This is a genomic window from Streptomyces sp. NPDC001393, from assembly GCF_053597455.1.
In genome coordinates this window covers 22366-33615 of sequence record NZ_JBSFIH010000077.1, presented here as the reverse complement: position 1 = coordinate 33615, position 11250 = coordinate 22366, and the positions used below count along the sequence as shown (strand labels likewise).

Sequence of the window (11250 nt, the reverse complement as noted above, 5' to 3'; positions counted from 1 at the left end):
GGCGTGTGCCCGGCCCCCCCGCTGGCCGGCCCTGCCGCCGCCCCTCGGGGGGTGGGTGGGGGGGGGGGCCCCCGGGCGCCAGCGCGACGACGTGACCCTGCTGCTCGCGCGCATGATCGGCTACCGCAAGGGGGACACCGCGACCTGGCGGCTGCCCGCCCGCGACGACGCGCCCGCCCATGCCCGCGCACAGGTCTCCGCGCTGCTGCGGCAATGGCGCACCAGGGACGACACCCGGGAGACTGTCCAGCTGCTGGTCAGCGAGCTGGTCACGAACGCGGTGCGCTTCGCCACCGGTCCCGTCACGGTACGGCTGATCAGGACCGGCCGCGGCCTGCTGTGCGAGGTGGGCGACACCGGCAACGGCAGGCCACGACTGAGCCGGGGCGGCCTGCTCGACGACGGCGGTCGTGGCCTGCGCATCGTGCACGGGCTCACCACCCGGTGGGGGGTGCGGTGGACGGACACCGGCAAGGTGATCTGGGCGGAAGTCGCGAGGTGACGCGGCCTGCTGTGCGGGCGACCGACGGCACGGAACGTGTCATCGGCGATACATGACGTGACCGGCGGTGCGGGCGACCGGTCCGGCGCGGCCGGGACGGGCCCGTCCTACAGCCACTCCCCTTCCAGGGCGGTGGCGGTGAGGCCCGGTGCCGCCGCGTACAGGACGGCGCGACTGCCCGGCTTCTGCCCGGCGTCGTGCGCCCGCCGCATGATGTCGAACACGGCGGCGCCGCCACGGTTGCCGGTGGTGTAGCTGTCCCGGCTGTAGTCCAGCAGCCCCGACGGCCACGCCTCGGGCATCGTCTGCTCCATGTACTCCAGCACCCGGGTCCCGCCGGGGTGCGCCAGCAGCACGTCGGGGTGCCAGGAGCCGGGGTGGTCCTGGTAACGGACGCGCAGCCACTCCCACATCGCGGTGACCGTCTCCTGCACGGCGCGCGGTCCGCGCCGGTCCATCACGAAGTGGGTGCCGTCCGCCCGCGTCTCCAGGCGGTGCAGGTCCTGGGTGCCGGGCAGGGTGTGGTGCCAGGAGGAGTCCAGCCGCAGCACCGACTCGGGCCGCGGACGGCCCGTGACCACCGCGGCGACCGCGGTGTCCGCGAACAGCAACCGGACGATCAGGGACTCGAGGGTGTCGTCCGCGGGCTGGTAGGTCGTGCTCAGCGCCTCCGCGATCACGACCAGGACCACCCGGTCGGGGTCCGCGGCCACGAGATCCGCCGCCAGCGCCAGGGAGCGGGTCCCCGCGATGCAGGCCCACTGCGTGGCCGGCTGCAGCATCACGTCGTTGCGGAGCTGAAGCCTGTTGGCCAGGGCGATGTCCAGACCCGGCAGCGCCGGGGTGGTGGAGTTGCTGGTGATCAGGCAGTCGATGTCCGCGACGTCCAGCCCGGCGATCTGCAGGGCCCCGCGCGCCGCACGCTCGCCGTAGGACTGTACGGCCTCCCACGCCGGCGCGGTGCGCTCCTGGACGGTCTGCGGCGTGGGTATCGCCTCGAGGGTGGCGATCACGCGTTCCACGTCCTGCTCGGTGAACCCGTCGCGGGCCAGCGCCTCTTGGGCCGGTCCGACGCCGACAGCCCGCAGGCCGCCGCCGTTGCCGGGCGCGACGGCCCTGTCCAGCGGCAGCATCCACCCGCGGGTCTCGATGCCCGTGCTGGCCGCGATGCCGTCGATCCGCGGCGCCCAGGCCGCGTGCGGGTGCCGGTTGCGCACCTCCGCCACGATCTGGCTGGTCTCCACGGCGTGCTCGCCGTGAATCACGGCAGGAGGACAGAGGTAAGCGGCCATAAGGGGGCACCTTTCCGGGGGAACTAGCGGGAATGTCACGAGTGCTGTGGCGTGGGTCACTTTGCAACGTCGCGCCCAAGAGGTAGCCGATACGCTCCACTTCGGGAGTCAATATCCGTTTCGAGCATGGACGCTAAATGGACATTTCCGCTGTGATGCACGCAACTTAGGCGGCCCTCGGAATGCGTGACACGGCACACACCGCTGAAAAAAGGTGCCCCTCGGAGTGGCTCCCGCAGGCCTCATCTGACGTTCCGTCAGTCAGGATTTGCCAGCCCAAGCCCGCGTGGGGGCCTCCCGCATCCGTGCGAAAGGGGGAGGGCAGGCCCGCATCGTCCGGGTCAGCGTGCGGAGTTGCCGCGACCGCCCCGGTGGCCCGGGGCGTGGTCGCCGGTCGTGCCGCGGGTCGCCGTCCGTCGGCCGGATCCGCGGACGGTCTTGCCGGAGGCGGCACCGGTCGCCGCCCCGTCCCCGGCGCGGCGGTCCGAGCCGACGTCCGCCCTCCGGCGGGCAGCACCGCGGCCGCTGCCTGCGGACGGAGCGCCCGTTACGGCCGCCCCGGCCGTGGTCCGGCGGTTCGCGCCCCGGTCCCTCGTTCTGTCGGCAGTATCGGTCGCCGCTGAGCCGCCGCCCTTTCGCCGGCGGCCGGACCGCTTGCCGGGCTCGGCGCCGGGCTTCCGGGCCGGGCGGGACGCCGTCGGTGCAGCCGGCTGGGGGACCTCGATGGTGACGGGCACACCGGAGGGCTCGCGGGCGCCGGTGATGGCGGCCAGTTCCGCGTCGCTCGACTTGATGCGGGCCGTTCGGGGACGGATGCCCGCGTCCGACATGAGCCGGGTGACGTCCCGTTTCTGGTCGGGCAGGACCAGGGTGACCACACTTCCGGAGCCGCCGGCGCGGGCCGTGCGGCCGCCGCGGTGGAGGTAGTCCTTGTGGTCGGTGGGGGGATCGACGTTCACGACGAGGTCGAGGTCGTCGACGTGTATGCCCCGGGCCGCGACATTCGTCGCCACCAGCGCGGTGACCTGGCCGTTCTTGAACTGTTCCAGCGTGCGGTTGCGCTGCGGCTGGGAACGGCCTCCGTGCAGGGCCGCCGCCCGGACACCGACCGCCAGGAGCCGTTTGGCGAGCCGGTCGGCGGACCTCTTGGTGTCGAGGAAGAGGATCACCCGGCCGTCACGGGCTGCGATGCGCGTGGTGACGGCCTTCTTGTCGGTCTCGTCCAGGACGTGGAGCACGTGGTGCTCCATGGTGGTCACCGCTCCCGCGGACGGATCCACGGAGTGCACCACGGGATCGGTCAGGAACCGCTGCACCAGACGGTCGATATTGCGGTCCAGGGTGGCCGAGAACAGCATGCGCTGTCCGTCGGGCCGTACCTGCTGGATCAGCTTGGTGATCTGTGGCAGGAAACCCATGTCGGTCATCTGGTCGGCCTCGTCCAGCACCGTGATGCGTACGCCGCCGAGCCCGCAGTCCCCGCGTTCCACGAGGTCGTTGAGCCTGCCGGGAGTCGCCACGAGCACCTCGGCGCCACGACGGATGGCCGCGGCCTGCTTCGTGATGGACAGCCCGCCGACCACGGTGGCCAGCCGGAGGTGGACCGCGCTCGCGTAGGGGGTCAGCGCGTCGGTCACCTGCTGGGCGAGTTCACGGGTGGGCACGAGCACGAGGGCGAGGGGTGCCTTGGGCTCCGCGCGCAGTCCGGCCGTGCGGGCCAGGAGCGCAAGTCCGAACGCGAGGGTCTTGCCGGAGCCGGTGCGTCCCCGTCCCAGCAGATCGCGGCCGGCGAGCGAGTTGGGCAGCGTGGCGGCCTGGATGGGGAAGGGAGTGGTCACCCCCTGCTCGGTGAGGGTCTTCAGCAGCCCCGCGGGCATGTCCAGATCGGCGAAGTCCTCGACGGCGGGAAGTGCGGGTGTCGTGCTTTCCGGCAGCCGGAACTCCCGTGGCGACGACACTGACGACGCGTTCGACGCGGTCGACGCGGACGGCTGGGGCGACGAGGCGCGTCGGTTCGGCTTCTGGGGTCTGCGGGGCATGCGGTTGTCTGCCTTCCTGGAAACAGCACAAACCGGGGTCCGCACCGTGACGGTGCGGACCCCGGTGGGCGGAATACGCGTCCGGCGATCAGGCGGGGACGATGTTCTCCGCCTGCGGGCCCTTCTGGCCCTGCGTGACGTCGAAGGAGACCCGCTGGCCCTCCTGGAGCTCACGGAAGCCCTGGCTCGCGATGTTCGAGTAATGGGCGAAGACGTCGGGGCCGCCGCCGTCCTGCGCGATGAAGCCGAAACCCTTTTCAGAGTTGAACCACTTCACGGTTCCCTGTGCCATGACCTTCTCCGTTCTGTAGGCAGAGGCCCCATCCGGAGATGCCGGAAAACAAATAATGCGCCTGAAGGGAAAACATTCCTGTCAGGCGCACATAGGTTCATGGGTACCACAACTGCAACACCGCAACCTTAGCACAGTTCGCATCCGCGGCGGCGCCGACTGGGAATCCCGCGAAGATCCTTCTACCGTGGGTTCCGCCTGTCCCGGTGCCGCTGGACGACGTAAGGGGGCTTGGTGGAAGCCGAGTTGGGGACGCTCGCCGCGCAGGGGGCCACGGCTCTGGTCGGTCTCATGGTCACGGACGCCTGGCTGAAGATGAAGCACGGGAGCCGGCGGTTCACCCGCTGGCTCTCCCGGCGTGCGGAGCACGGCGAACTGGACGCCCTCCGCGAGGAGTTGGCGACGGCCGGAGAGAGCTGCGGCGAGGAGGACACGGCCAACCGCGTCGCCGCCGACTGGGAGCGGCGCCTGCTCCGGATCCTCGAGGACGACCCCGGGGCGGCGGAGGAGCTGCGCCGGCTGCTGGCCGAGCTGCTGCCGGGAGCGTCGTACGACATCGCCTTCGACGTCCGCCCCGCCGCACCGGTGCCGCCCGGCGCCCAGCCCGACCATCTCCCCGCCCTGACCGGCACGTTCAGCAACCGGGTCGCCGAGCTCGACCGGATGAACACCCTGTGCGGCGAACCCGACAGGGTGCGGCTCGCCGTCCTCGCCGGGCTGCCCGGGGTGGGCAAGACGGCGCTCGCCTGCCGCTGGGCGGACACCCGGCGCGAGCACTTCCCCGACGGTCTCTTCTACGTCGACTACGCCGCCCTGCGCGACGACTCCGCCGTGGGTGCGGCGATGGGGGCGGCCGCGACCTCACAGGCCCTCGCCTCGATCCTGCGGGCGCTGCTCGGGAGCGACGCGCACGTCTCCGAGCGGTTCGAGGAACTGAGGCGCCAGTACGAGACGCACTCCCGCGGCCGGCGCATGCTCGTCCTCATCGACAACGTCACCATGGCCGCCCAGGTGCGCGCGCTGATCCCCACGGGTCCCGGCAGCACCGTCATGGTCACCAGTCACAGCAAGCTCGGCGAACTCGTCGCGACGGACGGCGCCGAACTCATCGACCTCAAACCCCTCGACGCACCCGGCGGCCTGAAACTGCTGAGCGACCAGTGTGGACAGGACGTCGTCGCGGCCGAAACCGCGGCGGCCGAACGCCTCGTCGAGCTGTGCGGCGGACTGCCGGTGGCGCTGCGCATCGTGGCGACCCGGCTGACCACCGGCGACGCCCCTACCCTGACGTACCTGGCCCAGGAGCTGGCGGACGAGGCCGAACGGCTCCAGGGCATCTCCCTGCCCGGCGGCGACCACTCGCTGTCGGCCGTCCTCGGCCCCTCCTACCGGCTGCTGCCGCCCGGCCCGGCCCGGATGTGCCGGCTGCTGGGCCTGCTGCCCACGGGACTGTTCGACGAGTCGGTCGCGGCCGCCGCCGCGGGCGTCGACCGCCGCACGGCCCGGCGGCTGCTGCGCGAGCTGGCCGCCGCGAGCCTGCTGGAGAGAGACCACGACGGCCGCTACCGCGCCCACGACCTCGTCCGCCTCTACGCCCGCGAGCGCGCCGAGGCGGAGGAACGGCCAGGCGAGGAGAGGGCCGTCATCGAGCGGGTGACCACGCACTACCTCGTCCTCGCGGCCCTCGCCGACCGGGCGCAGCGCGCGGACCGGCTGCGCGTCGCCGATCTGACCGAGCTGCTGACAGGGACCACGGACCCCTTCTCCGCACCCGGTGGCCCCGCCCCGCTGACCTGGCTCGACGCCGAGTGCAACGCGATCCTCGCCGTCCTGCGCGCGGCCGTGCGCCACCGCCTGTACGCCCTGGCCTGGCCGCTGGCCGAGGCGTTCACGGTGCTGTTCCTGCACCACCGCCACCTGGGCGCCTGGAAGGAGTCCCTGAGCCTGGGCAGCGAGGCCGCCGCCGCGCTCGCCGCCGACCCGGCCACCCCCGCCGGCGCGGCGGCCGAGGCCCGCGCCGGCGAGGCCCGGCTGCGCAGCCTGCTCTCGCGCCCGCTCACGGACCTCGGCGAACACGACCGCGCCCGCATCGAACTGGAGCGCGCCGTCGCCCTCGCCGAACCCACCGACCGACTGCTGCTGCGCGCCTCCGTCCAGGAGTTCCTCGGCCGCCACCTCGAACTCCACGAACCGGCCCGGGCGGTGGAGACGTACCGCTACTGCCTCGACCTCAACCGCCGCGCCCGGGACCGGCGCGGCGAAGCCCTGGCCCTGCTCTTCCTGGGCTCGGCGCTGGATGCCCAGGGCGACCACGAGCAGGCCCTCACCCTGCTCGGCCGGGCACGCGCGGACCTACTGGGCCTCCCCGAACCCGACGAGCGGATGGCGGCCCGTGCCCTCCTCGCCCTCGGCCGGGCCCACGCCCACCGCGAGGAGTTCGACGCGGCCTTCCCCGCCCTGGAGACGGCGGCCCAGACCCTTCAGGAGCGGCGCGCGTTCAGCTACGAGGCCGACGCACGGGAGGAACTCGCCGACCTCGCGCAGCGCAGCGGTCGCCACCTGGACCGGGTACGCGCCTGGCTGACCCGCGCCCTCGAGATCCACGAGGCGAACGGCAACCTGCGCGCGGACGACGTGCGCCGACGGCTGAGGGACCTCAGCTGAGACGCAAGGACGCGGGGCGCGGGCGGAGCACGACGTCCTCGTCCCGCACTCCGGCGATCCGCAGGGTCAGCAGCGCCTCGCCCGGCGGAAGACCCTGCCGCAGGCGGGCGTGGACGATCGCCGCCGCGAGCCCGGGAGACAGCGCCGGCCCGGTCACCGCCGCCTCCACCACCCGGCCGTCCCGCAGCCCCACCAGATGGCCACCGCCCCGCACCGCGCAGGCGGCCAGCAGGCTGCCGGGCAGCGCCGCCAGGGTGTCACGGATCCAGCGCAGCGCCTCGGCGACCGATCCGGCAGGGCCGTCCCGCTCGATCACCGAGGCGCTCTCCAGCAGCCGGCGGTCGCGTTCGGCGTCCGAACACGCCAGATGTGCGAAGCGGTACGGCGATGCGTCCGGGCCGTCCTCTTCTGTGTCCGGTCCGCCGTGCGCGTACGCCCGCGCCTCGGCCGGATGGCGGCGCACCGTCACGACCGGGCCGGGCGGCTCCTCGCCCACCTCGGTGACGACCAGCCACGAGGTCACCGGCTCGGCGGCCTGCTCCGGCACGGGGAGCAGCAGGTCCGGCGGGGGTGCCGGGACCGGCTCGGGCAGATCCAGCAGCCCGTAGACGGCCGCGCGGAGCCGCGCCGACGCCTGACCCGGCTCGGCGAAGGCCCGCCGCGCCACCGGGTCGTACCGCTCGCGGGAGTGGTCCCGTACGACGTCCTCGACCTGAGCCGCCAGGTCCCCGGCGGGATCCAGGTGCGGTGCCGCGGCGGCCAGCTCGTGCGCCGCCGTGTCCGGCACCGCGTCGGTACCGAACGCACCGAGCAGCACCGGGTGTCCGAGGGCGGCACCGTACAGGGTCACCGACCCGTGGTCGCCGATCACCACGTCCGCCGCAACGAGCGCCGGGCGCCAGGCGTGCACGGGCGGCATCAGCAGCAGGCCCGCGTCGAGCGCCGAGGCCTGGAGCGCACGGAGCTGCCACGACCCGTGCGCCGCCCAGACATTGGGATGGACCACGGCCGCGACCCGGTAGGCGTCGTGGGGGAGCGCGCCCAGCAGGCGGACCGGCAGACCGGGATGCCGGCCCAACAGGGAGGTCGGCCCCCAGGTGGAGCTGATCACGACGAGCCGTCGGCCCTCGGCGACACCGAGGGCCCGCCGGTACGCGTCCCTGCGCGCCAGGGCGGCGAGCAGTTCGTCGTAGCACGGGTCACCCAGCAGCAGGGTGCGGCCCGCGGTCTTCGGGTGGGCGGCGAGGAGCTGGCGTTCCTGGTCCGGGTGCGAGACGGCGAGCCAGGCCCGGCCGGACTCCAGCAGCGCGTCGGGGACGAGGCCGGAGAGCCGCTCGTGCGCCCCGCGCGCGTCCGGGACACGCTTCTGGAAGCCCACGCCGTGCGGCAGCACCAGGACCGGGCAGTCGCCCTCCGGTATGTCCACGTTCTCGCTGGCCGTGAGGATGAGATCGGGGCGGATGTGTGCCAGCTGGTCCCAGGGCATGACCCGGCATCCGGAGTCCCGGAGCAGCTCCCGCACCCCGTCGGCGAACGCGGAGGTGGGGTCGTGCGCGAAGACGACGCTCACTCGGGGGTCGTCGCGCAGCAGGGCGGGCAGCGCCTCCAGCACGCGCACGGTGGAGGTGACGGTACGCGCGGCGACGACGAGCGTCCGTTCGGCGGGGAAGGTACGCCAGCGGTGGGCGTCCGGGCCTACGGGGACGCGCAGAAAGCCTTCAGCCCGGCTCCCGGCTCCCGGCTCCCGGCTCCCGGCTCCCGGCTCCCGGTGCGGTCGCCCTATCACATGACAAATTGGCTGACAACCTTTCAGGAAGGCTCGGCGCTCCCGCGGACCGGTCCACCGTAACCAATCACGAAGGCCGAGCCCAGGCTCAGGGTGGTCCAGGGGACGGCACGAGGCCGAGTCGCTGGGCCCGCAGCACGGTGCCCAGACGGTCACGGGTGCCCAGCTTGCGGTAGATGTTCTCGACGTGCTTGTGCACCGTGCGGACGGAGATGCCGAGGCGACGGCCGATGGCGTCGGCGGTGAGCGCGTCGGTGAGCAGCAGCAGGACGGTCGTCTCGCGCGGCGTCAGCGCGCAGTCCACCGCCCGCTCGTCCACCGCCCGCTCACCCGTCGCGCCGCCGGAGCCGAGCCCGTGCCGCCACTCCTCCAGCAGCCGCCGCTGCCGCTCCACGGCCGCCAGCAGTGGCTGTGCGCGCTCCGCCATGGCGAGATGGTCGTCGGTGAAGTCCCTGCCGGCGCGGTAGACCAGGCACCCGGTGACCGGGGTGGTGCTGTCGGGCAGCGGCACGCCCAGCACGTGGTCCACGTCGAGCGCCGCGCCGAGCAGACGCGCGGTGGGACTGTGCGGCCAGCGCCGCCCCGCCGCCCGATGGGCGGTGACGGGCATCCGGTCGGTCCGGTTCGCGTAGTGGCGGGCGAAGGGAGAGCCCGCGCGGAGCAGGGCGAGGTCGGCCTCCCCGAGCCGCTGCAGCTCGGCCGCGGCGGCATCGGGTGCCGCACCGATCGTGCCCGCGCGCTCGCTCCAGTCGTCCGGTTTGTGGATGACCGCCTCGCCGCCGCACAGGTCCGCCAGGGCAGCGGCGAGCATCGGCCACAGGCGTGCCGGCTCCCGTTCGTGCAGCGCCGCCACGGCGACCGCCGTCATGCGCTCGTACGCCCTGTCGAGTCCCACCCGTCCCTCTCCGATTGCCCCGCGGCCCCACCTCCCCGTCCGCGTACGTACTTGTACGCATTCCCCGGCGGACCCTGGCTGTCGCACACTGCAACCCGCGGCACCGGCAGCCTGTGCGGACGTACGTCCGGCGGGCCGCCGACACGGGGGAACGGCGGCCCGTCCGGTGTCGTGTCCCTTCGCCCCCGCAGCCGACCGGGCCCTCGCGTTATCCGGACCAGGCTAGGGCAGGCCACTGACAGCGCCCTCCGGGGACCGGAGGGCGCTGTGGAAAGACGGTTCGGGAAGCCGTTCGGGAAAAGCCGTTCGGGAAAACGGGAACAGCGCAGGAGGATCAGTCGCGCCGGGCGGCGCGCTCCTGCTTCTCCTGCTTCTCCTTCTTCACCTGCTTGATCCGCGCGCCCTCCTTGCGGACCTCGGCCTGGGTGGCGCGCTCCTTCTCCAGCCACTCGGGCCGCTCCTGCTTGAGCGCCTCGATCTGCTCGGTGGTCAGCGGCTCGGTCACCCCGCCGCGCGCGAGCCCCGCGATGGACACGCCGAGCTTCGCGGCGACCACCGGACGCGGGTGGGGACCGTTGCGCCGCAGCTCGCTCAGCCACTCCGGCGGGTTCGCCTGCAGCTCGTTCAGCTCGGCGCGCGTGACGACGCCCTCCTGGAACGAGGCGGGGGTGGCGGGGAGGTACACACCCAGCTTCTTCGCCGCGGTCGCGGGCTTCATCGTCTGGGTGCTCTGCTGCGAACTCATGAGGCCAAGGGTATCGGCCACGTGCCGCGCCCCCGACCACGGCCGGTAACCTGGCCTGGTGACAGGCTCGGAGGAACCACCGTCGTTCCGGCTCGCGTACGTACCCGGAGTGACGCCCGCCAAATGGGTGAGGATCTGGAACGAGCGCCTGCCGGACATCCCGCTCACCCTCGTCCAGGTCCCGGCCGCGGAGGCGCCCGAGGTGCTGCGCGCGGGCCAGGCAGACGCGGGCTTCGTACGGCTCCCCGTGGACCGCACGTACTTCAGCGCGATCCCGCTTTACACCGAGACCACGGTGGTCGTCGTCCCCAAGGGCCACCTGATCACGGCCGCGGAAGAGGTCACTCTGGCCGACCTGGCCGACGAGGTGCTCTTCCACCCCCTGGACGACGTCTTTGGCTGGGACAGCCCGCCCGGCGAACCCGCCTTCGAGCGCCCCGCGACGACAGAGGACGCGATCGAGCTGGTGGCTGCGAACGTCGGCCTCCTGGTCGTCCCGCAGTCCCTGGCCCGCCTCCACCACCGCAAGGACCTCACCTACCGCCCGGTCACCGACGCACCTCGGTCGAGCGTCGCCCTGTCCTGGCCGGAGGAGGCCACCACCGACCTGGTGGAGGACTTCATCGGCATCGTCCGGGGCCGCACCGTCAACAGCACGCGCGGCCGGACCAAGCCCGAGGCCGAGCAGCAGCGCAAGCGCTCCGAAGCGAGCGGCACTCGGCAGAAGCCGGCGCCGAAGCCGACGGGCCGCAACCCGCGCGCCCGCACGGCGGGTGGCAAGCAGACACCCAAGCGGGGCAAGCCGCGCCGGAGGTCGTGAGGACCGGCGCGGCGGCTCCGGCGGGGCCGGCAGCAGGCCCGGGCCGAGTCCGGATCCGCCGGGCACCGGATCCAGCGGCGCCTACTGCTGCTGCCGTGTCGCCGGCCCTTCAGATCGGCGCGGTCCACGCCCCGCAGGGCTCTGGCGGCCCGGTGCGGCGAGGCAGGCCTCGGTTGGCCCGGCGCGCCGTGCAGGCATCCGCAACCGGCCCTACC

9 protein-coding genes are annotated in these 11250 nt (G+C 73.4%); 3 read left to right on the top strand and 6 right to left on the bottom strand.

The window, feature by feature from the left end:
- A partial coding sequence (locus ACWC2T_RS41855) for an ATP-binding protein (protein WP_450675530.1) occupies positions 1-502 on the top strand: 502 nt, incomplete at its 5' end.
- Positions 503-609: 107 nt separating this feature from the next.
- Here the strand turns inward: ACWC2T_RS41855 and ACWC2T_RS41850 are convergent.
- The 3 genes from ACWC2T_RS41850 to ACWC2T_RS41840 all read right to left on the bottom strand — a co-directional run bounded on the left by ACWC2T_RS41850 (position 610) and on the right by ACWC2T_RS41840 (position 4125).
- Positions 610-1794, bottom strand: coding sequence for a type III polyketide synthase (locus ACWC2T_RS41850; protein ID WP_450675529.1), 1185 nt, complete (start codon positions 1792-1794; stop codon positions 610-612).
- A gap of 341 nt (positions 1795-2135) precedes the next feature.
- Positions 2136-3833, bottom strand: coding sequence for a DEAD/DEAH box helicase (locus tag ACWC2T_RS41845; protein WP_450675528.1), 1698 nt, complete (start codon positions 3831-3833; stop codon positions 2136-2138).
- 88 nt (positions 3834-3921) lie between these two features.
- The gene (locus ACWC2T_RS41840) at positions 3922-4125 is read right to left on the bottom strand and encodes a cold-shock protein (RefSeq protein ID WP_055635265.1); all 204 of its coding nucleotides are present in this window, start codon (positions 4123-4125) and stop codon (positions 3922-3924) included.
- 234 nt (positions 4126-4359) lie between these two features.
- Here ACWC2T_RS41840 and ACWC2T_RS41835 point away from each other — a divergent pair, with 234 nt between their 5' ends.
- Positions 4360-6789 carry an NB-ARC domain-containing protein gene (locus ACWC2T_RS41835; protein ID WP_450675527.1) on the top strand — a complete coding sequence of 810 codons (2430 nt, stop codon included), beginning with the start codon at positions 4360-4362 and terminating at the stop codon, positions 6787-6789.
- Here ACWC2T_RS41835 and ACWC2T_RS41830 read toward each other — a convergent pair.
- The 3 genes from ACWC2T_RS41830 to ACWC2T_RS41820 all read right to left on the bottom strand — a co-directional run bounded on the left by ACWC2T_RS41830 (position 6782) and on the right by ACWC2T_RS41820 (position 10215).
- Entirely contained in the window at positions 6782-8500 is a 1719-nt protein-coding gene (locus tag ACWC2T_RS41830) for a hypothetical protein (protein WP_450675532.1), read from the bottom strand. The two genes, ACWC2T_RS41835 and ACWC2T_RS41830, sit on opposite strands and share 8 nt — an antisense overlap.
- A 163-nt stretch (positions 8501-8663) precedes the next feature.
- The gene (locus ACWC2T_RS41825) at positions 8664-9470 is read right to left on the bottom strand and encodes a response regulator transcription factor (RefSeq protein ID WP_450675526.1); all 807 of its coding nucleotides are present in this window, start codon (positions 9468-9470) and stop codon (positions 8664-8666) included.
- Between the two features lie 334 nt (positions 9471-9804).
- Entirely contained in the window at positions 9805-10215 is a 411-nt protein-coding gene (locus ACWC2T_RS41820; RefSeq protein ID WP_450675525.1) for a DUF5997 family protein, read from the bottom strand.
- A gap of 58 nt (positions 10216-10273) precedes the next feature.
- On the opposite strand from ACWC2T_RS41820, the gene ACWC2T_RS41815 reads away from it, so the two are divergent.
- On the top strand, positions 10274-11035 hold the full coding sequence (locus ACWC2T_RS41815; protein WP_450675524.1) for a LysR family substrate-binding domain-containing protein: 762 nt from the start codon (positions 10274-10276) through the stop codon (positions 11033-11035).
- Positions 11036-11250 lie beyond the last annotated feature (215 nt).